A 21,903-nucleotide genomic window follows, 5' to 3' on the forward strand; every position below is an offset into this window, starting at 1 on the left:
GGATTCCGCACCTCGGTCTTCCGGCTCGCCCGGGCCATGCTTCCCCAACTGGTCCGCGCCCGTGGAGCGTTCGTCACCGTCGGGTCCATCACCGGACTGCGGGCGCCGTCCGGCATGGCCGCGTACACCGCCTCCAAGGCCGGTGCAGCGATGCTGACGACCGCCATCGCCGCGGAGTTCGGGCCCCTCGGGGTACGCGCCAACACCGTGTGCCCCGGCCGGATCCGCACCGAGATGGCCGATCAGGAGATGCACGAGTTCGGGGAGCCACTCGGCCTCACCGTCGAGGAGTCGTACGAGGCGGTGACCGTCCTCGTACCGCAGCGGCGCTCCGCGGCGGCGGAGGAGATCGCCGACGCCGTACTGCGACTCCTCGGTCCGAACGCCTCGTACGTCAACGGCACGACCCTCACCAGGGACGGCGGCACCACGATCGTCGACCCGGGCGCCGTGCCCTTCGACTTCACCCTCGCCCCGCGCCAGTGCCCGCACGAGTCCTGCCGTTGACCCGCGCATTCAACTCCGTGGGCAGCAATCCCACTTCGGTACGCAACCCCGACGGGGACCGGCGCCTCATACCAGTCGAGCGAACCCGAGTCCTCGGTCACCCACAGGCCCCGACGCGCGATCAGGGCGGAGGGCGGGCGACGCACCGAGAGGAGTGATTGGTGGACGGCTTCGAGACTTCCGTCGCCGGCACCGCCCTGCAAGAGGACGAGGCATCCCGCCCGTCCGGCCGGGCCGGTGGGCTGTCCCGTCGACGGTTCATGGTCTACTCGCTGGCGGCGACCACGCTGACCGTCGCGACACCGATCGGCTGCGACACGTCGTCGGCGGAAGGTGCCGAACCCAGTGCGGACGGTGCGCGCGGCGCGTCCGGCGTCCTGGTGACCGGCGCCGACGAGGAGATGCTGGTCCTGGAGGTCACGGCGGCCAACAGGGTGGTCGTGCGGCTGCCGCGCGTGGAGGTCGGACAGGGCATCACCACCGCCGTGGCCATGATGATCGCTGAGGAACTGGACGCCCGGCTCGTCGACGTCGACATCCCGCTCGCCGACGCCCGGACCAAGGGGAACCAGTACACCGGTGGTTCGAGCTCGGTCAGCTCCCTGCACGGACCGGCCCGCGAACTCGCCGCCACTGCCCGCGCCAGGCTGGTCACCGCGGCGGCCAGGCGGTGGCACCTGCCCGCATGGTCACTGCGCACCCGCAACACGATGGTCGTCGCTCCGGACGGACGTACGGCCACCTTCGGATCGCTGACCGAGAGCGCCGCCCGGATCCGCGCCGTGACGGGCAGACCCAAGCCCGCGTCCCGGCACCGCGTGATCGGGCGGCCGACGACCCGGATCGACGCGCGGGACATCGTCACCGGCAAGGCGAAGTACGCCGGAGACCTCGCGGTACCCGGAGCGAAGCCGGCCGTCGTGGCCCGGCCCCCGACGCTCGGCGGCAAGGTCGTCTCCGTCGACGACAGCGCGGCCCGCGCGCTGCCGGGTGTCCTCGCGGTGGTCAGGATCCCGAGCGGTGTCGCCGTGGTGGCCGAATCCTTCCACCACGCCTTCAAGGCCCGGGACGCACTACGGATCACCTGGGCCCCGGGCCCCCTTGCGTCGCTCTCGGACGCCGCGATCCGGGCCCGGTTGCGGGCCGCCGTGCCACGGCTCGGCACCCCGCCGAGCGGATCGACGCAGGTGGAGGGCGAGTTCGCGTTCGCTTTCGTCAGCCATGCCCCGATGGAGGTCCTGACCGCGGTCGCGGACGTACGCGCCCACCAGGCCGAGATCTGGTTCTCCTCCCAGACGCCGATGGAGGCCCGGGACAGCATCGCCTCGGCGATCAGGCTTCCGGCGTCCTCGGTCCGGGTCCATGTCATGCGGGGCGGGGGCTCGTTCGGGCGTCGGCTGAACTTCGACGCGGCGACCGAGGCGGCACTGATCTCCAAAGCGGCACGCCGGCCGGTGAAGCTGATGTGGAGCCGTGGCGACGACATTCGGCACGGCAGGATGCGTCCGGCCAGCCACCACCGGATCCGGGCCAGTCTCGTACGGGGACGGGTCGTGGCCTTCGAACACGTCATGGCCTCGGTGAACGAGTCCAACCAGGAGCAGGGCCCGGCGGTCCAGGGCGGTGTGACCACGACCGTCTTCGGGCGCGCCTCCGCGGCGGGTGGCCCGCTCCCCAGCGACACCGGCCTGTACAACTTCGGACGCGTCTCCGGGAACTCGGGCGGAGTCGAGCTGGCCATGCCCCTCGGGGCCTGGCGGTCGGTGGATTCCGGGACGATGCGGACCGCGGAGGAGATCGTCGTCGACGAGGTCGCCCGGAGCCTGGGCAAGGATCCGGTCGCATTCCGGCGCCAGACCCTCAGGAGCAAAGCCGTCAGGGCCGTACTGGACAAGGTCGCGACGGCCGGGCACTGGGGCCGGACCATGCCGACGGGCCACGCCCAGGGCGTGGCCGTCCACGAGGAGTACGGCTCCTGCGTGGCCTGCCTGGTCGAGATCGACGCCACCGACCCGAAGGACCCCCGGGTGACCAAGGTGGTGATGGCGGCCGACGTGGGCACGGCCGTCAACCCGCGCGGCCTGGAGGCCCAGCTCATGGGCACCTCGGTCGACGGGATCTCCACCGTGCTGCAGGCCGGCCTCCACATCGACCGCGGCGCTGTCCGGGAGGGCAGCTTCGCGGACTTCCGCTACGCCCGTCAGCGGAACGCCCCGCTGCACTTCGAAGCGCACATCATGCCCTCCCGGCGGGACCCCGGCGGTGCCGGCGAACTCGGAGTCCCCGCCGCCGCGGGCGCGGTCGCCAACGCCTATGCAAGGGCGACCGGGAGCCGCCCGCGCCGATTCCCGATCAACTTCTGACCGAGCGTCCGGAAAAGGTACCGATGCCGTCGTACTCCTTCGTCCTCAACGGGAAACCGGTCACTGTCGAGGCTCCCGCCGACATGCCCCTGCTCTGGGTACTGCGCGACATGCTGGGGGTCACCGGCCCCAAGTACGGCTGCGGCGTAGGGGTCTGCCGTGCCTGCACCAGCCACCTCGACGGTGCGGAGATCCAGCCCTGCACGGTGCCGGTCGCGGACTGCGTGGACCGTCACGTCACCACCATCGAGGGCCTGGCCGACGGCGGCACGCTGCACCCCGTACAGCAGGCGTGGCTCGACTGCGATGTCGCCCAGTGCGGCTTCTGCCAGCCGGGACAGATCATGGCCGCGGCAGCACTGCTGAAGCGGACGCCCCGGCCGACGGACGCCGACATCGACCGCATCGAGAACGTCTGCCGCTGCGGCACCTACTCCCGGATCCGCGAAGCGATCAAGAAGGCCGCGGCCGAACGGACCGTCGAGGAGTGACCGACGGACGGCCGGTGCTGTCGACAGGGGCGGCCGTGCGGGTACTGGTGACCTGAGCGCGACCGCAGACGGTTCGGACGGAACGCCCGCGCCGGCGGCCATTCGTCAAACACCCATTCGCATCCGCACCTTGGCCTCACAACACCTTGCGATGGACGAGAGCCGCGAGCACCAGCGTGCCGGGCAGAAGGGGCAGCCAGACCGTCAGGACGCGGTAGCCGATGACGGTCCCCGAGGCCAGGCTCATCGGGTGCCGTAGGCGACCAGGGCGAACACCAGTGCCGCGTCCACGGGTCCGATGCCGCCCGGCGCGGGCACGGCCCCGACCGCGGTACTGGCCGCGAGGAACGCGAAGATCACCTGCGCCCAGGACAACTGCAGGCCGAGCGACTCCCCGACCGAGGCGATCACGCTCGCCTGGAGCAGCGGGACGGCGGCCGACCCGCCCCAGAGGGCGAGGACCCGGCTGGGCCGGGTGTGCAGGATCCGTGCGTCGGTCAGGGCCGTGCGCAGCCCATCGAGAACCGGGCGGCGCAGCCGGCGTACGACCGTCAGAAGCACAGCGGCCGTGGCTGCAACGATCGCCACGCCCCCGCCGGCCAGGAGCAGCACACGCTCGTCCGGGACGAGCCGACCGAGACGCAGCGTCTCCGGGAACGCCAGCAGGAACACCAGCAGCACCAGCGTCTTCGCGACCGGTTTGACCAGCGAGTACAGGGCGAGCGAAGCGGTGGCCCGGGCGAGGGGTATGCCGCGGCGCTGCAGGAAGCGGAGGGTGACGGCGTGGGCGCCGATACTCGCCGGAAGCACGTGGTTCGCGGCCCCGGCGGCGAACTGTGAGGCGAGCAGCGGCCCCGGCGGAAGTCTTTCCGGTACGGCTCCCTGACGGACAACCGCAGCGGCCACCCAGCCCAGGCCGGTGAAGAAGACCGCAGCGAGCAGCCACCAGGGATCGGCGGAGGCCAGCCGGAGGGTGCCGTCGTGGACGGCACGCCAGTCGGCTGCCGCCCATGCCCCGATCAGCAGCAGCGGGAGCAGACTCAGCACCCGGCGGGCGAGGCGTGCGGCAGAGGCGGCGGACGGGGAGCGGACGGTGGCGGGGAGCGGTGCGGGGAGATCGTCGAGCGGGAGCAGGGACACGGCGGGCATCGTCCTTCCGCGTCACATCCACGTCGTGCGCGGCGGACGAATACGGGCGAGGCAGGGGACGGTGGAAACATCCCCGCACGGTGTGACGGCACGGTGTCCGGGAGCCGAAGGGGTGCGGGCGGACGGGCGACACGGCCGGGCCCGTCCTCGTGCGGCCGCCTTCGTGTCCCGACCGTGTTGCTCGGGCAGTCGCTATGGCCGGACGGACCGGCGCGTGACGGCGGGACTTTGGGCGGACCGGCTGACCTTCGGCGGTTCCTGATCGCCGGCGACCGCCTCGCGAGCCACGACCACCAGGGCGGCATCGTCGACGAAGGTGCCATTACAGAACGTGATGATGTCCTTGCGGACACGATCGATGAGTCCCGTGGGCGTGTTCACGTCCGTCCAGGCCGGGAGCCGTTCGGCGAGCGGATAGAAACTGCCGGCCGTGTCGCGGGCTTCGGAGACTCCGTCCGTGTAGAGCACCAGCATGTCGCCGGGCTCGAACGGATAGCTCTCCACGGTTCCGCACGGGGCCTGCGGCAGGCACATTCCGATAGGAGTTGCGTACTGCTGAGGCGCCAGGACGGTGACATGCCCGTCGTGCAGCCGGAGCGGTGGCGGGTGCCCGCAGTTGAGGATGCGGACCTCGGGTTCGTCGTCCGGGATGTCGACCACGGCGGTCGTGACGAATGACTCGTCCGCGCCGGGGCTGTCCTTGTCCGGCTGGGCCAGGCTCCAGCACACGGTCGCCTCCAGTTCGCTCCGCAGCTCGGGGAGGGTCGGCTCGCGGTGAGCCGCGCTCCGGAACGCGCCGAGCACCAGAGCCGCGTCGTCGACGGCGGGCAGGCCCTTGCCTCGGACGTCTCCGATGAGGACTCGGGTCCCGCGTGTGGTGCGTACTGCCGCGTACAGGTCACCGCCGATCCGCGCCTGGTCCGTCGCGGCCCGATAGGCGCTGGCGATGCGCAGGGGGCCGATCCTCTCGGGCAGGGGCTGCAGCACGACCTGCTGTGCGGCCTCGGCCACTGACCGTACCTGTCTCAGCTCCGCGCTGTGCCTTTCCTGCAGGCGGCGGAAGATCACGGTGAAGGCGGAGATCACGATCAGGGCGATGAGCTGGCTTTCGTGGTTGGAGGTGAAGATGCTGTTGCGCATCACGGAGATCGCCACGAGCGCCGCCACGGCGAAGCCCCCGATGAGCGCGGTGAGCCTGGAGCTGCCGAACGAGGCGGTGAGCGCCGGTGCGACCACGAGCAACGGCCCGAGGTGGATGTTCGCGGGTGACAGGAGGTCGGCGATCATGATCGCCACAATCAGGGCGATCGGGATGACCACGAGGCCCCGGCTCGAAGGCCGTGACCAGCCGGCACCTCCGCGAGGCTGAAGGCGCATACCTCCTGCATACACCCGGGTATCGGCTCGCGGGTACTCCGCCGGGAGCTCGTGTGCAGCGGCCGGGAAGGCCGGTGACACGCCGCTGCAGTCCCCAGAAGAGCACCTTCCGCGTCCGGCGCGATGCAGGTGCGCCGGACGCGTAGGCGTTTCGGCGTTTCTACCTCACTTTGGAGGCCGCGGGCGGCGCAAGCAGGCCGTTGTACCGCAGGACGGCATAGCCGATGCCGATGCCCACCGCCACGGGCCACTCGAGGGCGCCCGCGACTGCCAGCGCGCCGAGGCCGGCGTACAGGGGCAGGCCTCGTTTGACGGGCAGAACACCGCGGGCGGAGGCCAGGGGTGCCGCCGCGGCGTTGACGGCCCTGGTGGCCGCCGCGGCGAGGGGCGGGACGGCGATGGTGATCATGCGCCCGCCGGACATCGTGGCGCGGTGCCTCTTCGGCGCTTTCGCGGCGGGCCCGGCGCTGGGCCGCTTCGTTGTCCTCGTTCTCGCCGTCTTCGCCGTGGAGTTCTTCACCGCGGAGTTCTTCTTCGCCGTGCGAGTCGACTTCGTCGTGGGAGTCGACTTCGTCGTGGGGGTCGACTTCGTCGTGGGGTTGGTCTTGGCCGTGGGGGTCGACTTCGTCGTGGGGCTCGACTTCGTCGTGGGGCTCGACTTGGTCGTGGAGTTCGTCTTGGCCTTCGTTGTGGGGCTTGTCTTCGGCATCGAGTTCGTTTTGGCCGTGGGGCTCGACTTCGTCGTGGAGCTCGACTTCGGCATTGAGCTCGTCTTCGCCGCGGAGTTCGTCCTTGTCATGGACTTCGTCATGGACTTGGTCGTGGAGTTCGTCGTGGAGCTCGTCCTGGAGGCGGAGCGCGACGGCTTCGTGTTCCGCGTGCCTGGGCGTGTCCCAGGGGTCCTGGGCGTGGTCATGGTGCTCCCATCCGCTCGTGGGTCCGGATTCGCCCCTCGATGCGGCACAAGCTACCCGCGGCGAAATCGGCCTGCGAGTCAGGAATCCGTTCGGATCAGCATGCCGGGCAGGTGTGTCCGGGGCGGGTCATGATGATCGCAATGGGACGAGGAACCGGCCTGTTTCGGGAGGTGGCACGCAGATGTCGCTGCTGTCCGGGGTGCGTCTGCCGGTGCCGCCGTCGCTGTCGGCGCCGCTGACCGGAGGTCTGGTGGGCGGGCCGGCCGGCGGTCTGCGCGGGGCTTTCGACGCGGCGATCATGCTGCTGGGGCTGCAGCGGCGGGATGTGTGGTCGCGTCCTGGGCGTTGCCACATCGAGGTGCGGGGGGTACGAGGTCCTGACGGCCTGCGGGTGGGCCGGGCCGTGGAGCGCGCGCTCGAGGAGCACCCCGGCGTGCTGTGGGCGCGAGTGAACGCCCCGGCGGATCGGGTCGTCGTGGAACTGGCCTCGCCGCCACCGTCGCAGCAGGAACTGATCCGGATCATCGTCCATGCGGAGGCCCAGGAGGCCGACGACGCCGCGGAGCCGGGCGGGTCCGACCCCTGGTGTCCCGAGCCGCACCATCCGTGCGAGGGGCCGCGCAGACGGCCGACCCTTCCCGTGCTTGCAGCGGACATCGCGGGGCTGCTGCTCACCGCGGCTACGCGCCTGTCGCCGTGGACCCCGCTGCCGGCCGAGGTGGGGGCGCTGGCCACCGCCGTCCAGTACCACCCGTGGCTGCGGGGGTTGGCGACATCGGCTCTCAGGGGCTGCCGACGTCCGGAAGCAGTACTTCCGGTGCTCAATGCGATCGTCCAGGGCCTGACCACGCGCGGCGGAGGGCTGGCGCTCGACGTCGCGCAGCGCGCGGCGCAGTGGCGGGAGGCGAACGCGGCCCTCGACGCATGGGCGGAGGCGGAGTCGCGGCTGGTGCTGGGACCCGAGGATGCGCAGGCCGAGCCGATCGTGGTGGAACGGCCGCAGGCGCACAAGGACGCGACGGCGCGTTACGCCGAACGGGCCATGGCGGCCGGTGCCGGGGTCGGTGCCCTGGCCACGCCGTACGCCGGTCCGCGACGCGCGATCGCCGTGGCCTTGTCCAGCATGCCGAAGGCGCCCCAGGCCGGGCGGGAAGGCTTCGCCACCAGCCTGGGCCGGTTCCTTGCACTGCGCGGCGTCGTGGCCATGGACCGCGGCGCGCTGCGCCGCCTGGGCCAGGTGGACACCGTGCTCCTCGACGTGGACGCGCTGCGCAGCGGCCGATACGAACTGACCGATCTGGAGCTGCTCGGCGGCGCCGAGGTCGAAGAGGTGTCCGGCCGGCTCTTCGCGCTGTTCGATCCGGCGGCCCCCTCGCGGGTCCACCGTGACGGCGAAGGCTGGGCGCTCGGACCGCTGGAGGAGCTGGATCTGACCGGCCGTACCGGGCGGCAGGCCGCAGACCGGCTGCGGCAGCGGGGCAGCGAACTGGTGCTGGGCCTGGCCTTCCGGCGCCGTCTGGTGACCGTGGCGGGGGTGGCGATGCAGACGCTTCCGGGTGCACAGGCCCTGGCTGCGGCGGCCCGCCGTTCGGGGATCCGCGTGGTCCTTGCCGGCGACCAGGCGTATCCGGAGCTCGGCTTCGTGGACGCGATGGTGCCCGCGGGGGGCCATCTGGTGGCGTCGGTTCGTGCGCTGCAGGCGGACGGCGCAGTGGTGATGCTGGTGTCGGGGAACCGCCGCGCGCTCGGGGCCTCGGACTGCGGCATCGGGGTCCACCGGGAAGGGGAGCCGCCGGCCTGGGGCGCACACCTGCTGGTCGGCACCGACCTGGACTCGGTCGCCGTGATCCTGACCGGCGTCGGCGTGGCCCGCCAGGTCGACCGCGACGGCGCGGTGCTGGCCGCGAGCGGCAGCGGCATCGGCGCGGTCGCAGCGATGCGCGCATCGACCGGTGAGGCGTGCTCGCGCGGACAGGCGGCGTGCAACACCGCGGGCGGGATCGCATTCGGCCTGGGAGTCTGGCGCGCCCGGCAACTGTGCTCCCGCCCCATCAGCCCGTCCGTGGAGACCGTGCCCTGGCACCTGATGCCTCCCGCGCGGGTCCTGGACCGGCTGCGTACGGGCATCGACGGGCTCTCCGCGGAGGAGGCCGCGGCGCGGTCCAAGGACCCGTCGCGGACGGGCGCGGCGCCGCGGACCACCCTGCTGTCGGCGTTCATCGAGGAGTTGGCCAATCCGCTGACCCCGGTGCTGGCCGGTGGGGCCGCCCTTGCCGCCGCCGTGGGATCCGGTGCGGACGCCGTGCTGGTCGCCTCGATCACCGCCACCTCGGCGCTGGTCGGCGGCGTTCAGCGGGTCCGGACCGAGCGCGCCCTGGCCGAGTTGACCGCCCGCTCCGCGGTGGGAGCACGGGTGCGGCGCGGGGGCGGCGAACGGCTGGTCACGGCGGAGGACCTGGTGCCGGGGGATGTTGTCCTCCTTCGGGCCGAGGACGTGGTGCCCGCGGACTGCCGTCTGCTGCAGGCCGATGGACTGGAGGTCGACGAGTCGTCACTGACCGGCGAGTCCCTGCCCGTGCCCAAGGATCCGGCCCCTGTGGTCGCCTCGCAGCTCACCGATCGCCGCTCGATGCTCTACGAGGGCACCACCGTTTCCGCCGGGGAGGCGGTCGCCGTGGTCGTGGCCACGGGGGCGGCCACGGAGGTCGGGCGCACCATGGCTTCCGCTCGGGAGGCGGCCCCGGTGACCGGGGTCGAGGCACGGCTGTCGGCGCTGACCAAGGCCAGCCTGCCGGTGGCGACGGCCTCCGCGGCGGCCGTCGCCGGGGCCGGGCTGCTGCACGGACGACCGCTCGCCGAGAGCCTGGCCTCGGCGGTCAACCTGGCTGTCGCCTCGGTCCCCGAAGGGCTGCCGTTCCTGGTCAACGCGGCCCAACTGGCCTCCGCCCGCCGCCTGGCCGAGCACGGCGCCCTGGTCCGCAACCCGCGCACCATCGAGGCGCTGGGCCGCGCCGATGTGCTGTGCTTCGACAAGACCGGCACCCTCACCGAGGGCAACCTCCAGCTGGTCGCCGTCAGCGACGGGGACCGGGCCCTCCCCGTCGACCGGCTCGGCGTGCGGCACAAGGCGATCCTTGCCGCGGCGTTCCGTGCCACCCCCGCCGCCCGCCAGTCCGAGCCGATGGCCCATCAGACCGACCGGGCGGTGGACGCGGGGGCCCGCCGGGCGCGGGTGTCGGTCAGCCGTGGCGCGCCCCGCTGGCGGCGCACCGACACCCTCCCGTTCGACCCTTCTCGCGCCTTCCACGCCACCGTCGGCCGCGCCGCGGGCTGCACCCTGCTCAGCATCAAGGGCGCCCCCGAGGTCGTGCTGGCCCGTTGCCGGAGCAGGCGCCTGAACGGGGCGGAGACCGCGCTCGACGATGTCGGGCGCAAGGCGCTCACCACGGCCACGGAGGAGCTCGCCGGGGCCGGCCGCAGGGTCCTCGCCGTCGCCGAACGGACCATGCGTCCGGGCGAGGAACTCACCGACGACGCGGTGCAGGACCTGGCATTCGTCGGTTTCCTCATCCTCGCCGATCCGGTACGCCCCGGGGCGGCGTCGGCCACGGCCCGGCTGCGCGCGGCCGGGGTGCACACGGTCCTGCTCACCGGGGACCACGCCGCCACCGCCGAGGCGATCGCGGTCTCGGTCACCGGCGTCCCCCACCAAACCGTGTGCACGGGGCCCGAGTTGGACGAGCTCGACGACGACAGGCTCGACGTGCTGCTGCCGAAGGTGGATGTGATCGCCCGGTGCACCCCGCGCCACAAGGTCCGCATCGTGGAGGCATTCCAGCGTCTCGGCCGCGTCGTGGCGATGACCGGCGACGGCGCCAACGACGCCCCGGCGATCCGCCTCGCCGACGTGGGCATCGCCCTGGGGCGGCGCGGCACCCCCGCGGCCACGGCCGCAGCCGACCTGGTCATCGGTGACGACCGTCTGGAGACGATCGTCACCGCCCTGACCGAGGGCCGGGCGATGTGGACCTCGGTCAGAACCGCGCTGGCCATTCTGATCGGCGGCAACCTCGGGGAGGTCACCTTCAGCGTGCTCGCCAGCACACTGGCCGGCAGCTCACCGTTGAGCGCCCGCCAGATCATGCTGGTCAACCTGCTCACCGACCTCGCCCCCGCCCTGGCCATCGCCGTGCGCACCCCGGCCGAGAACACTGCGGAACAGTTGCTCCAGGAAGGCCCCCATCAGTCGCTGGGCACCGCACTCACCCAGGAGATGATGCAGCGCGGGCTCACCACCGCCTTCGGCGCGGGGCTGGCCTGGACGGCCGCACGCCTCACCGGCACCCAACGCCGGGCAGGCACCGTGGCGTTGGCTGCGGTGGTCGGCACCCAGCTCGCACAGACCCTCACCAGCGGCGGCGCGGACCTCCAGGTGCTCGTCGCCACCGTGGGCTCGGCCGTGGTGCTCGTAGGCATCATCCAGACGCCGGGTATCAGCCAGTTCTTCGGGTCCACCCCGTTGGGCCCCGTGGCCTGGGGCATCGCCCTGACGGCCATCACCACCGCTACGCTTCTCCACTCGCCGTTGAAGCCCCTCGTGCACCGCCTGGCCGCAATGGGCTGGCTGACCCCGGCGTCCGAGGAGCCCGAGAAACCCGAGGAGCCGACGCCGCCGCCGTCGGCCACAGCCGCCCTGGCCGCGGTCCCCGTCGCCTGGCTGAACGGGGCGCTGTCCCGCCTCAGCATGTTCGCCCCGGGTTGCCCTCCGTCAGGGTGAGCCGCCGTCGCGCCCGGTGCCGCCTTGACGGCGGCGAGCGTTGCGGCGTACGTGCGGCATCGCGTGGAGCTGTCGGCAGGGGCGGCCCGGGGAGGACGAGTCGCATGCCCGAACCACTCCGTATCGTCACCGTGGCCAAGGGGCCCGATGTCTCCTTCACCCTGAGCGGTCCGGGGGCCTCCGCCGACGTGGTGGTCCTCGATCTTCAGCTCTCGCGCCCTGCCCTGGCGCCGCGCCTCGACGGCGGCCCCGCCCACGAGGGGAGGGCGGGGCCGCCGCACATCAGGCCGGCCTGTCTCTGGTCCGGATCTTCGCGCTGGAGCGCTACGCCCAGGAGTCGAGCCACATGCGCTCGCTCCAGGAGTCGTAGGGGATCGTCGCACCCGTGTAGAGCGTGAAGAAGTAGATGAAGTTCCAGAGGACCAGCAGCGTGAGTGTGCCTGCGCCCACCGCGCCCCACAGACGGCGTCGCCGACCGGCTCCGGGCGGGCCGAGGAGGGCACCGGCCATCGCCGCCACGGCCAGGCACAAGTAGGGCACGAAGACGACCGCGTAGAAGGAGAAGATGGTGCGGTCCTGGTAGAGGAACCACGGCAGCCAGCCCGCCGCCACCGCGCACAGGATGGCGCCGGCGCGCCAGTCGCGTCGTAACGCCCATCGGTACAGCAGGTAGATCAAGGCGCAACAGGCCGACCACCACAGCATCGGGGTGCCCAGAGCGATGATCTCCCGCGCACAGCCGCCGGATGCCCCGCAGCCGTGCTGTCCGTAGGGTGTCGGCTCGAAGTAGAACGGTACGGGGCGACCGAGCACCGGCCAGCTCCAGGGATGTGACTGATACCGGTGGGGCGTCTCCAGCCCGATGTTGAACTGGTACACCTGGTGTTCGTAGTGCCACAGGCTGCGCAGGGGCGCGGGGATCCACGCCCATGTGCCGCCCCGGCCGTCCGCCCAGTGGCGGCCATACCCCTTGTCGGACAGGAACCATCCGGTCCATGTCGTCATATACGTCGCCAGAGCGACCGGGACGAGGGACGCCATGGACCAGCCGAGGTCCTTGCGCAGCACCGCGCGGTAGGGGTGCCGTGCTCCCGCGACGCGGCGTGATCCCACGTCCCACAGCAGGGTCATCACCGTGAAGCACAGCAGGAAATAAAGACCGTTCCATTTGGTCGCCGCAGCCAGCCCCAAGGAGACGCCGGCAGCCAACCGCCAAGGCCGCCGTCCCAGGCCACCCCGGTCGCCTGTTTGCTGATCGGGTCTTACGCTGCCTGTTTCGTCCCTGGGCAGCGCCCGGAGCAGCCGCGCCCGTGCCCGGTCCCGGTCGATCAACAGGAAGCCGAACGCGGACAGGACGAAGAACATGACAACGACGTCCAGCAGTGCGGTGCGGCTCATGACGTAGTGCAAGCCGTCCACGGCCATCAGCAAGCCGGCCAGACAGCCGAGGAACGTCGAGCGGAACAGACGCCGTCCGATACGGCACAGCATCAGCACGGACAGCGTGCCGAGGACAGCTGTCATGAAGCGCCACCCGAACGGATGGAGGCCGAACAACCACTCACCGATCGCGATGACGTACTTGCCGAGCGGCGGGTGGGCGACGAACGCCCCGGTGTCCGACAGGGGTATGACCTGTGGGTCGGCGAGGATCTGCGGGTCGGCCGTCCTGCGGTCCGGCCAGACACCTTCGTAACCGAGCTGGAGTTGAGCCCAGGCGTCCTTGGCGTAGTAGGTCTCGTCGAATATCAGACCGTGAGGCCGGCCGAGTCCCCGGAAGCGGATCACTCCGGCGAAGGCGGCAATCAGCAACGGCCCCAGCCAGCCAGTCGCCCTCGCCGCGCGGTGGGCGACATCCGCGGGACAGCCCAGAGCCTGCCACAGACGGGCCGGTGGCCGAGGGTAGGCCGGCGCCAGGCGTTCCTCCGTACCGGTACGCGGAAGCGCCACGTAACCGAAGCGGCGCAAACGGTCCGTCCAGGCCGAGGACTCACTCACCGCTGCCCGCTCGCTGCCGCTGGATGAACAGGTTCGAGAGTGCGGGGGATTGACTCGAAGTGCGCGGACTGAGCGACCTGTCCGGCTGCATCCCGGAAGGGGCGCTCGGGGACGGCGACGGCTCCCCTGCCACGGGCGTCGAGGGGCCGCCGCTCTGGGACTGGGACGGACGCGCGGGCTCCACCGGCCCGAACGGCTGACGTCCGAGCACGGCGAGCAGGACGCACGCAGCCATGGCCACGAGGCCGAGCCCGAGGCCGAAGAGGGCGACGCGGCGGGCCGGTATCCGCGGGCGGACGCGTTCCGAGGGCGGGAAGGCGGGCCGCAGGTCGATGACGTCGACGCTGCGGGCCTTGGCGTCGAGAGCGGCCCGCAACCGGTGTTCGAGCTGTTCATGCCTCAGGTGGGGAGCAGATCCACTCATCGCTCTGCCCCCAGGTGCCGGCCCAGGGCGTCCAACGCCCTGCTGGCCGTGGACTTGACCGCCCCACGGGACAGCCCGAGCGTCTCGGCGATCTGGGCCTCGGACAGATGCGACCAGTACCGCAGCACGAGTACCTCGCGCTGGCGCCTGGTGAGCCTGCGCAGTGCGTCGAGGACTTCGCGGTGCTCTTCCTGCGGCAGGATGAGCTCGTCGGGCGGCGGAACGTGGCCCTCTCGTTCGGGGACATGCGCGCGAGCGGTCCTGCGCCGACGCAGCAAGGAACGCGCGCCGTTCACCACGCTCGTCCTGATGTAGGCCACCGGGTCGTCCACGCCTTTCAGCCAGGCGCCGTACTTGCGGAAGAGCGAGGCGAACGCGTCCTGCACCAAGTCCTCGGCCGTGGGCAGATCATCGACCAGCAACAGTGCGAGCCTGACGAGTTCGAGCCGGCGGTCATGGTAGAGCTCATCGATTCCCGGCATGCGGTCCGCCGCGTACGTGTCAGGAGATCTGCCCGGGGAGGGCGGCGACAAGGCAGGGTCGGGCCGCTCCCGCCTCTGCGCCACGCTGCGCAGCAGCCGCACCCATCCGCTGCGCACCGTGCGCCTCTTCGTGGATGGCGGTGGGAAGGCGTACGTGACTGTCGTCATGGTTCTCCTGGACGTGACGGCCGAGGTCGGATGCGGGCGGCTTCCCACGGCACAGCCCTTGAGTGAAGGCGCCTCCACCCCGACAGACGTGTGGACCGCGCCCAGGTTGCAGGTGGCCCCAAAAGTCAGCGAGACGATCTGAGGTGATCTACGCCACTTCGGGTTCGTCTTTCGGCGGCGCCGACGTGGTGGGAGCCGTGATCTTCGGGTTCCGTGAAGTTGACCGAGATCATGCGCATCCAGTTTCCCGCGACCTTCTCTGACGCAAGGTCAGTACGCACTCGCGCTAGTGTTCGCGCGTGAGCCTTCATGTCGTCATAGGTTTTGGGCCTGCCGGTGCGGCCACTGCTCGGCTGCTGGCCGAAGAGGGTCATTCAGTGCGGGTCGTCACCAAGTCGGGCCGAAGCGCGGAACCCGGAATCGAGCACGTCGCATTGGACGCGACGGACAGCAAGCGACTGATCGACGCGGCGCAGGGCGCGGCGGCGATCCACAGCTGTGCCGCACCGCCCTACCATCGCTGGGCGAGTGAATGGCCGCCGCTGGCCTCGTCCCTGTGTGCGGCGGCCGAGGCGACCGGGGCCGTCCTGGTCATGCTGGGCAACCTCTACGGCTACGGTCCGGTGGACGGTCCCATGACCGAGGAGCTGCCGCTCGCGGCGACCGGCCCCAAAGGACGGGTGCGCGCCGCCGTTTGGGAGCAGGCGCAGAAACTGCATCAGCAGGGCCGTATCAAGGCGGTCGAGGTGCGGGCCTCGGACTTCTTCGGCCCCGGCGTGACCGACGGCGGTCACCTGGCCGCGCGGGTCATGCCACGACTGCTGCGTGGCAAGCCGGTCTCCACGCTCGGGGACCCGGACGCCCCGCACAGCTGGACCTATCTCCCCGATGTGGCCAAGGCCTTGGTCGAAGTCGCGGACGAGGAGCGGGCCTGGGGACGGGCCTGGCATGTCCCGACGGAGCCCGCGCTGTCCACCCGGGAAATGGTCGACCGCCTTGCCGCTCAGTCGGAAACGGGGCCGGTCGCGGTGCGCAGGCTTCCGCCTGCCGTGCTGGGTGTCGCGGCGGTTTTCTCTCCGATGATCCGTGAACTGAAGGAGGTCCGTTATCAGTTCGACCGACCATTCGTAGTTGACTCAAGCGATTACGAGGCCGAATTCGCCGTACGAGCCACCCCTGTCGATGAGCAGGTCAAGGCGACCGTGGACTGGTGGCGTGAGCGACTGGCCACCGCCGGATGACATCTGTGACAGCGAAAGATTCCATAGTGGATTCAGCGGGAGCACGGCGCGACGACGTCGCGATCGTTGGGATGGCCTGCCGGTTTCCGGGGGCACTGAATGTGAACCAGTACTGGCGGCTCCTGACGGCCCCGCAGACACAGTTCTCCACCGTCCCGGACTCGCGGTGGCGCACCGCCACCTTCCTCAGCGACAACTTACGTGACGCGAACTCGGCCTATACGGACACCATGGCGCTGCTGCCGGACGTGGGCCACTTCGACGCGGTGCACTACGGCATCCCACCGCGGCGGGCCAAGGCGATGGATCCTCAGCACCGGCTGCTGATCGACCTCGCCCGTGAGGCGATCCAGGACGCGGGGTGGGAGGCCGAGGGCTTCGACCGCGAGGAGACCTCGGTGATCACATCGCTCACCGAGAGCGGCTATCGCGAGATCAGCACCATGCAGATCCGGATGAGGCAGCTGGCCGGCGGTGAGTTCGGGGCTCGGGCAACCGACCCCCGGTGGCTGGAGACGGTCCGCGCCGTCGACGGGCTGCACGGCACATCCGTGGCCGGACTCCTGCTCAACATGGGGCCGAACACGATCAGCTCCGTCTTCGATCTGCACGGCGAGAGCTATGCACTGGACTCGGCGTGTTCCGGTGGACTCATGGCCGTCGCCAACGCCGTGTTCGCACTGCGTGCCGGCCGATGCCGTATCGCACTCGCGGGTGGCGCCCAACTGCTGCTCACCCCCGACCTGTTGGTGGGACTGTGCCGGATCGGCGCCATCTCGCGCAGCGGTAGGTGCCTGCCGTTCGGGGCGGAAGCCGACGGCTTCGTCCTGGGAGAGGGCGCCGGGGTCCTGGTGTTGCGTCCGCTGGCCGATGCGCTGGCAGCCGGCGACCGGGTCTATGCGGTGATCCGGGGTGTGGGAACGGCCAATGACGGGACCGTGCAGGGCGGTATGCATCCCCAGGCGGCAGGTCAGCTGCGAGCGTTGCGCCGGGCCTACCGTGACGCGGGCCTGACCCCGGACACAGTGGGCTACCTGGAGGCGCACGGCACCGGGACCACGGTAGGCGATCCTGTCGAGGTCGGTGTCCTGCGCGAACTGCGAGGCGAGCAGGGTGCACCCGCCTTCCTCGGTGCCGTGAAGGCGGTGCTCGGGCACTCGCTCAACGCCGCGGGGATGGCCGGACTCATCAAGACGGTCCTGGCCGTGCACCGGGGAGTGATACCGCCGCAGCCGGAGTTCGATCTGGCCGATCGTTCCGGGCTCGACGCCGCGCGGCTGACCGTCCCGACGACGCCGACCCGATGGCCGGGGTCCGGGCAGCCGCGCCGGGCGGGGGTGAGCGCCTTCGGCTTCGGCGGCACGGGTGTCCATGTGGTGGTGGAGGAATGCACCACGGCACCGGCCCGCCCGGCACCGGACGAGGGACCGCACCTCCTGGTCCTCAGCGCCCGCGACCGGGCCGGACTGGCCCGTTACGCCCGGGAGCTGGCGCACACCATCGCAGCCGACCAGCCGCCGCTGGCCGGGGTGGCGGACACCCTGGCTCGCCGGGCTCCCTTCACCGAACGCCTTGCCCTGGTGGCGGAGGACACCGCTGACGCCGCCACCAAGCTGGCCACGGCGGCCGACGCCCTGGCGGCGGGCCGTGGCGGAGATCTCGGACCGGGACAGGCGGTCGGCACGGTGCCCTCGGGTGAACAGCCGGAGGTCTCCGTGCCGGCGCCCGGGTCGCTGTCCGCCGAGGAACGCAAGGCCGCGTTGGCTCAGCTCGCGGTGCGCGCCGTCACCTCGGGGATTCGTCCGAAGCTTGAGCGAATACCCCCGTGCACCCTGCCGCCGAGTCCGCTCGCCCCGCGCCACCACTGGGTGGTGGACGAGTCGGCTCGCGAGCGCGGGGGCACCTCCGAGGCCCTTGAGGCAGTGGGGGAGGACCGGCCCGCCCTGCTGGACCCGCCCGAGGCGGCGCCCGCGAGGGCACGGGCCGGTGGCGCGTCCTCGGCGTCCATCGTGCTCGAAGAGGTGTCGCGGTCGGGCGTTTTCCCACTCGCCGACCTGAGCGAGCGGATGGCGCTGGTGACCGATCTCGGCTTCGACTCCCTGATGTTGCAGGAGCTGGAGGTCAACATCGGCAAGCGGATACCGGGCTTCCGCACCGAGGAGATGTTCTCGCCCGACCTCACCATCGAGCGGCTGATCGCGCTGGCCGATCCGCACCTCACGGAGCCGTCGGCCCCCGGAGAGCTCCTGCCCCAGGAGACCCGGGCAGACTGGGGCGCCGACACCATGTGCGTCGACGACTTCCCGGAAGTGCGGCAGTTCGAGGAGCGCTTGAGCTCGATCACCGACAGCGGTGCGGACATCCCGTACTTCCGGGTCCATCAGGGCAACATACGCGACACGACCGTGATCGGCGGCCGGGCGTACCTGTCCTTCGGCAGCTACAACTACCTGGGGCTCTCCGGCCATCCGGCGGTCAACGAGGCCGTGCACCAGGCGGTGGACCGTTACGGGACCTCGGTCTCCGCGAGCCGCGTGCTCTCCGGTGAACGGGACCTGACCGTCCGGCTGGAGCAGGCGCTCGCCGACTTCCTCGGGGTCGAGGACTGTCTGGCGCTGGTGAGCGGCCACGCCACCAATGTCACCGCGATTGGGCACCTCGTCGGCGCGGGGGACCTCGTCGTGCACGATGCGCTCGCCCACGACAGCATCCTTCAGGGCTGCGCCTTGTCCGGGGCGGCGCGACGCCCGTTCGCCCACAACGACATCGGCCGGCTGGAACACATGCTCCGGCTCAACCGGTCCCGGTTCAGACGGGTATTGATCGCCGTCGAGGGCGCCTACAGCATGGACGGCGATCTGGTCGACCTGCCCGCCGTGATCGAGCTGAAGAAGCGTTACGGTGCCTTGCTGATGGTCGATGAGGCGCACAGCATCGGCACTGTGGGGGAACGCGGCCGTGGCGTCGGCGAGTTCTTCGGCGTCGACCGGTCCGACGTGGATCTGTGGATGGGAACTCTGTCCAAGGCCTTTGCCAGCTGCGGCGGTTATCTCGGCGGCTCGGCCCGTATGGTGCGGTGGCTGCGTCACACGCTGCCCGGCTTCGTCTACAGCGTCGGCCTGACTCCGGCCAACGCGGCCGCGGCGCTGGCCGCCACCGAGCTGATCGTCGCGGAACCGCACAGGGTTCGCACTCTGCGGCGGAACGCCGGCCTGTTCCTCGGTCTGGCCGCCTCGGCCGGTCTGGTGACGGGCACCAGTGCCAACACCCCGATCGTGCCGTGTGTCATCGGCGACTCGGCGAGGACCCTGCGCGTTGCCGACCGGCTCTTCGACCGGGGTGTCATCGCCGACCCGATCTTCCACCCCGCTGTGGAGGAGGGGTTCGCGAGGCTGCGGTTCTTCGTCACCAGCGAACACAGTGAGGACGACATCCGACGGGCCGTGTCGATTCTGGCCGAGGAGGTGGCATCCGCCCGGGAGTGAGTGACTCGCGTCAGATCAGGGTGCGTTCGATCCGGCCGAGCATTGCGTTTTTTCCGGAGTCCGCGCCTTCTCCGGCTTTCTCGGCCAGGGGCATGTCCTGCCGTTGCTCGGTGCTGCCCACCCGTTGGGAGAGCAGATAGGCGATGATCTCCGCCTCCTGCTCCTGGACGTCGTCGTAGGTCGCGCGCAGGAGCATGTCACGCACGAGGTCGGGGTCGAGGTTGGGGAAGAGGAGGCGGGCGGTCGCCTCGTCCAGCCAACCTGCCCCGCGATGGCAGCAGATGATGTGGCCCAGCTCGTGCAAGATGATGTGCTCCTGATGCGTGCTGGTGGTGTTGGCGTCGTAGAAGATGAGGTCCTCGTCGCGTGCGGCGACCCACATACCGCACGGGTGGGACGCGGGCATCTGCATGGGGACCAACGTGATCGCACGGTTGCGGATCTCGCCGAGGTAGCGGCACAGTTCGGCGACATCGGCCACCTTCGGCAGATCGAGTTCAGCGATCCGCTGCGCGCCGGCCTTCCGGAGCTTCTTGAGCTGACTGCGGCGGTCCTGGTCCGTCGACCGGCCCTTTCTGGTGCCTCTCACTCCGGGTCCGCGGGGTCGGTCACGGGCGGGAGGCCCTGCATCTGCCGGTACTGGTCCATGATGGCTGTGATGGCCTGAAGGTTCTCCTTCTTCATTCCCGCCGCCCGCATCGCCACGGCGCGGACACCGGACTGCCGCAACGCCTCTATGGCGGCGACCTCGCTGAGAACCGACTCGGCGACCTTGTCGTCGAAGAAGTAGGCAACCGACACGCCGAAGAAGCGAGCCAGGGCGGCCAGTAGATCCGGTGACGGGTTGGCGCGTTTACCCGTCCGCAACTGCGACAAATACACACCCCCGACCCTGAGTTCGGGGTTGGCCCGCTTCAGTTCCTCCGCCACCTCGGCATTGGTCCAGTGCCTGCCCTTGGGACGAACCGTCTTGAAGAGGTCGTCCAGACGCACTGCCAGCAGGGGCCGGTCGTCAGTCTCGGACATCGTGAATCTCCCTCCCGTCACCTCCTCAGGCATTGCCCTCAGCTAACTGACAGCTTCGCAGATTAGCGGTCAGTTGACAATTGACCGAGTCTCCGCCAACGTTGGATCTCGCCGATAGCTGTCAGTTAACTTGGTCTACGGGGGTGGCCAAGTTGGTTGCCGGTGACGTCGGGCCGGCCCGGCCCTCGGGGGATGGACCGGGTCGGACCGGGCCGGGCGGGACACACTGCCCGGCCCGGCAAGAAGTAACGGGGGAACCACAGGGAGACGGGGGTGTCACGGGGGAAACCCGCCCGGCCTGACGGGGGATGCAGACCGGGCGGGAGCTCTCAACCCACGTTGCTGAGCTTACTGTAGGCGGATGCGACTTTGGTGAGCCAGGCGACCTCCGCGGTGAAGTTGTCCGTATCACGATCTTCGAAGTCGCCTGCGTCCTTGTTGTTGTCGGGGATGGTGCCGGTGCGCTTGGCGTGCAGGGCCTGTCTGATTCGTGCCGCTTCGGCGAACGCCTGCCGGGACTCCTCACTGGCAGCCGGGTCCGGTCCGCCGACGCCGTTGGTGGTGCGGTCGATGTAGGGGCGCAAGTCCCGCCATCCGTCCCGTATTTCGATGACCCGCCGGTGAAGGCGGTAGTTGAGGTCGGAGACCGAGGCCCCGGGCGGCTCCAGGACGATGTCCGGGGAGGACTCGTACAGGTCTCGCCAGAGTGGGTACAGGGCCCGGTACGACCGGTAACTCCTCGTCCAGTCCAGCAATTTGGCCGCCGAGGCCCCCCAGGAGGACATGGTCAGGCTGAGCGAGAGGGCGACGATGCCCACGGCGCTGAAGACGGAAGCGGCAACCTTCCAGACGCCGATGTCGATCCCGCACGCCGCGGTGAGGATATTGACCGTCCTGGCCACGCAGTAGAGGAAGAGGATCACCGCGGCGACGGAGAGCAGCCGCAGAGCCTGTCGCAGCGAGGCCTTGTCGGTCATACGGGCGTAGGGGCCGCACTGCTGGAAGATGGTGACGCACGGAACCGCCTGGGAGACGACGAAGACCAGGAGGTACGCGAGGATCAGCGGCCGGCCACTGCCGGTCTCGAAGTCCGAAGCCGGCCGGCCGGGGCCGTCGGCCATGAAGAAGAGCGCCGTCAGAAGGGCGTTGAGGGCGATGCCGGTGATCAGCCAGTAGCGGGTCTTCCGTACCGCCTCCTCGTCGGCGGTCGCCCAGCGCAGCAGAATGATTTGAGCGCTGACGCAGAAGGCGACCGCCGACAGGTGCATCACCAGGATGGCGAGGTTGCCGACGCCCAGGAAGCTCCTGCCTCCCATGGCGACGGCACCCATCGTGAAGGTGAGGCACTGGAGCAGCAGAGTGATCACCAGTGAGCGGTAGGCGTTGTCCCTCCAATTGCGCCTTACTTGGCTCAGCCGGTAGACGAGCGCGGCATAGGACGCGAGTGCCGCAATGACGAAGCAGAGGGTTCTAGTGGTGTTCACGGCCTGATTCCCTG

General features: G+C 70.6%; 16 protein-coding genes and 1 pseudogene. 8 read left to right on the forward strand and 9 right to left on the reverse strand.

Annotated features, from left to right (window positions below; translation table 11 throughout):
- Positions 1 to 21: 21 nt before the first annotated feature.
- The 3 genes and pseudogenes from ABT186_RS16930 to ABT186_RS16940 all read left to right on the forward strand — a co-directional run.
- A pseudogene (locus tag ABT186_RS16930) lies at positions 22 to 507 on the forward strand (SDR family NAD(P)-dependent oxidoreductase); the annotation flags it as partial.
- 260 nt (positions 508 to 767) lie between these two features.
- The gene (locus tag ABT186_RS16935; protein ID WP_351925626.1) at positions 768 to 2,870 is read left to right on the forward strand and encodes a xanthine dehydrogenase family protein molybdopterin-binding subunit; all 2,103 of its coding nucleotides are present in this window, start codon (positions 768 to 770) and stop codon (positions 2,868 to 2,870) included.
- Between the two features lie 23 nt (positions 2,871 to 2,893).
- Complete coding sequence (locus ABT186_RS16940) at positions 2,894 to 3,361, forward strand: (2Fe-2S)-binding protein (protein ID WP_351230487.1); 468 nt, start codon at positions 2,894 to 2,896, stop codon at positions 3,359 to 3,361.
- 243 nt (positions 3,362 to 3,604) lie between these two features.
- Here ABT186_RS16940 and ABT186_RS16945 read toward each other — a convergent pair whose 3' ends face one another.
- The 3 genes from ABT186_RS16945 to ABT186_RS16955 form a co-directional block, all read right to left on the reverse strand.
- Positions 3,605 to 4,510, reverse strand: coding sequence for a lysylphosphatidylglycerol synthase transmembrane domain-containing protein (locus tag ABT186_RS16945; RefSeq protein ID WP_502973225.1), 906 nt, complete (start codon positions 4,508 to 4,510; stop codon positions 3,605 to 3,607).
- 192 nt (positions 4,511 to 4,702) lie between these two features.
- Complete coding sequence (locus tag ABT186_RS16950; RefSeq protein WP_351230489.1) at positions 4,703 to 5,797, reverse strand: PP2C family protein-serine/threonine phosphatase; 1,095 nt, start codon at positions 5,795 to 5,797, stop codon at positions 4,703 to 4,705.
- Positions 5,798 to 6,047: 250 nt separating this feature from the next.
- Entirely contained in the window at positions 6,048 to 6,296 is a 249-nt protein-coding gene (locus ABT186_RS16955; protein ID WP_351230491.1) for a hypothetical protein, read from the reverse strand.
- On the opposite strand from ABT186_RS16955, the gene ABT186_RS16960 reads away from it, so the two are divergent.
- Entirely contained in the window at positions 6,286 to 6,936 is a 651-nt protein-coding gene (locus tag ABT186_RS16960; protein ID WP_351925597.1) for a hypothetical protein, read from the forward strand. The genes ABT186_RS16955 and ABT186_RS16960 overlap by 11 nt on opposite strands.
- A 49-nt stretch (positions 6,937 to 6,985) precedes the next feature.
- On the forward strand, positions 6,986 to 11,581 hold the full coding sequence (locus tag ABT186_RS16965; RefSeq protein WP_351230495.1) for a cation-translocating P-type ATPase: 4,596 nt from the start codon (positions 6,986 to 6,988) through the stop codon (positions 11,579 to 11,581).
- Between the two features lie 324 nt (positions 11,582 to 11,905).
- Here the strand turns inward: ABT186_RS16965 and ABT186_RS16970 are convergent, their stop codons facing one another.
- From ABT186_RS16970 to ABT186_RS16980, 3 genes are read right to left on the reverse strand one after another with little or no spacing between them, the layout of a single operon-like run.
- Positions 11,906 to 13,579 carry a dolichyl-phosphate-mannose--protein mannosyltransferase gene (locus tag ABT186_RS16970; protein WP_351232965.1) on the reverse strand — a complete coding sequence of 558 codons (1,674 nt, stop codon included), beginning with the start codon at positions 13,577 to 13,579 and terminating at the stop codon, positions 11,906 to 11,908.
- Entirely contained in the window at positions 13,572 to 14,003 is a 432-nt protein-coding gene (locus ABT186_RS16975; RefSeq protein WP_351232963.1) for a hypothetical protein, read from the reverse strand. Before ABT186_RS16975 ends, ABT186_RS16970 begins: the two co-directional genes overlap by 8 nt.
- Positions 14,000 to 14,485, reverse strand: a complete 486-nt coding sequence (locus tag ABT186_RS16980; RefSeq protein ID WP_351925599.1) for a sigma-70 family RNA polymerase sigma factor — start codon at positions 14,483 to 14,485, stop codon at positions 14,000 to 14,002. The genes ABT186_RS16975 and ABT186_RS16980 overlap by 4 nt, the downstream gene beginning before the upstream one ends.
- On the opposite strand from ABT186_RS16980, the gene ABT186_RS16985 reads away from it, so the two are divergent.
- From ABT186_RS16985 to ABT186_RS16995, 3 genes are all read left to right on the forward strand, one after another.
- A complete protein-coding gene (locus ABT186_RS16985; protein ID WP_351925601.1) occupies positions 14,484 to 14,795 on the forward strand; it encodes a hypothetical protein in 312 nt (103 codons plus the stop codon). The two genes, ABT186_RS16980 and ABT186_RS16985, sit on opposite strands and share 2 nt — an antisense overlap.
- Before the next feature lie 157 nt (positions 14,796 to 14,952).
- Positions 14,953 to 15,894 carry an NAD-dependent epimerase/dehydratase family protein gene (locus ABT186_RS16990; RefSeq protein WP_351232961.1) on the forward strand — a complete coding sequence of 314 codons (942 nt, stop codon included), beginning with the start codon at positions 14,953 to 14,955 and terminating at the stop codon, positions 15,892 to 15,894.
- Positions 15,891 to 19,379, forward strand: a complete 3,489-nt coding sequence (locus ABT186_RS16995) for an aminotransferase class I/II-fold pyridoxal phosphate-dependent enzyme (RefSeq protein ID WP_351925603.1) — start codon at positions 15,891 to 15,893, stop codon at positions 19,377 to 19,379. Before ABT186_RS16990 ends, ABT186_RS16995 begins: the two co-directional genes overlap by 4 nt.
- A 10-nt stretch (positions 19,380 to 19,389) precedes the next feature.
- Here the strand turns inward: ABT186_RS16995 and ABT186_RS17000 are convergent, their stop codons facing one another.
- The 3 genes from ABT186_RS17000 to ABT186_RS17010 all read right to left on the reverse strand — a co-directional run bounded on the left by ABT186_RS17000 (position 19,390) and on the right by ABT186_RS17010 (position 21,889).
- A complete protein-coding gene (locus ABT186_RS17000; RefSeq protein ID WP_351232957.1) occupies positions 19,390 to 19,968 on the reverse strand; it encodes a toxin in 579 nt (192 codons plus the stop codon).
- Positions 19,965 to 20,405, reverse strand: coding sequence for a helix-turn-helix domain-containing protein (locus tag ABT186_RS17005; RefSeq protein ID WP_351232955.1), 441 nt, complete (start codon positions 20,403 to 20,405; stop codon positions 19,965 to 19,967). The genes ABT186_RS17000 and ABT186_RS17005 overlap by 4 nt, the downstream gene beginning before the upstream one ends.
- A gap of 329 nt (positions 20,406 to 20,734) precedes the next feature.
- A complete protein-coding gene (locus ABT186_RS17010; protein ID WP_351232953.1) occupies positions 20,735 to 21,889 on the reverse strand; it encodes an MAB_1171c family putative transporter in 1,155 nt (384 codons plus the stop codon).
- Between the last annotated feature and the right edge of the window lie 14 nt (positions 21,890 to 21,903).

This window comes from Streptomyces sp. NPDC001634 (assembly GCF_040298185.1).
Taxonomy (GTDB): domain Bacteria; phylum Actinomycetota; class Actinomycetes; order Streptomycetales; family Streptomycetaceae; genus Streptomyces.

What these genes read in the sequence shown, in the direction of transcription:
- ABT186_RS16935 (WP_351925626.1), top strand. Translation starts at nt 768, where the DNA reads ATGGTCTACTCGCTGGCGGCGACCACGCTGACCGTCGCGACACCGATC.
- ABT186_RS16940 (WP_351230487.1), top strand. Translation starts at nt 2,894, where the DNA reads ATGCCGTCGTACTCCTTCGTCCTCAACGGGAAACCGGTCACTGTCGAG.
- ABT186_RS16945 (WP_502973225.1), bottom strand. Translation starts at nt 4,510, where the DNA reads ATGCCCGCCGTGTCCCTGCTCCCGCTCGACGATCTCCCCGCACCGCTC.
- ABT186_RS16950 (WP_351230489.1), bottom strand. Translation starts at nt 5,797, where the DNA reads ATGATCGCCGACCTCCTGTCACCCGCGAACATCCACCTCGGGCCGTTG.
- ABT186_RS16960 (WP_351925597.1), top strand. Translation starts at nt 6,286, where the DNA reads ATGGTGATCATGCGCCCGCCGGACATCGTGGCGCGGTGCCTCTTCGGC.
- ABT186_RS16955 (WP_351230491.1), bottom strand. Translation starts at nt 6,296, where the DNA reads ATGATCACCATCGCCGTCCCGCCCCTCGCCGCGGCGGCCACCAGGGCC.
- ABT186_RS16965 (WP_351230495.1), top strand. Translation starts at nt 6,986, where the DNA reads ATGTCGCTGCTGTCCGGGGTGCGTCTGCCGGTGCCGCCGTCGCTGTCG.
- ABT186_RS16975 (WP_351232963.1), bottom strand. Translation starts at nt 14,003, where the DNA reads ATGAGTGGATCTGCTCCCCACCTGAGGCATGAACAGCTCGAACACCGG.
- ABT186_RS16985 (WP_351925601.1), top strand. Translation starts at nt 14,484, where the DNA reads ATGCGGTCCGCCGCGTACGTGTCAGGAGATCTGCCCGGGGAGGGCGGC.
- ABT186_RS16980 (WP_351925599.1), bottom strand. Translation starts at nt 14,485, where the DNA reads ATGCCGGGAATCGATGAGCTCTACCATGACCGCCGGCTCGAACTCGTC.
- ABT186_RS16995 (WP_351925603.1), top strand. Translation starts at nt 15,891, where the DNA reads ATGACATCTGTGACAGCGAAAGATTCCATAGTGGATTCAGCGGGAGCA.
- ABT186_RS17005 (WP_351232955.1), bottom strand. Translation starts at nt 20,405, where the DNA reads ATGTCCGAGACTGACGACCGGCCCCTGCTGGCAGTGCGTCTGGACGAC.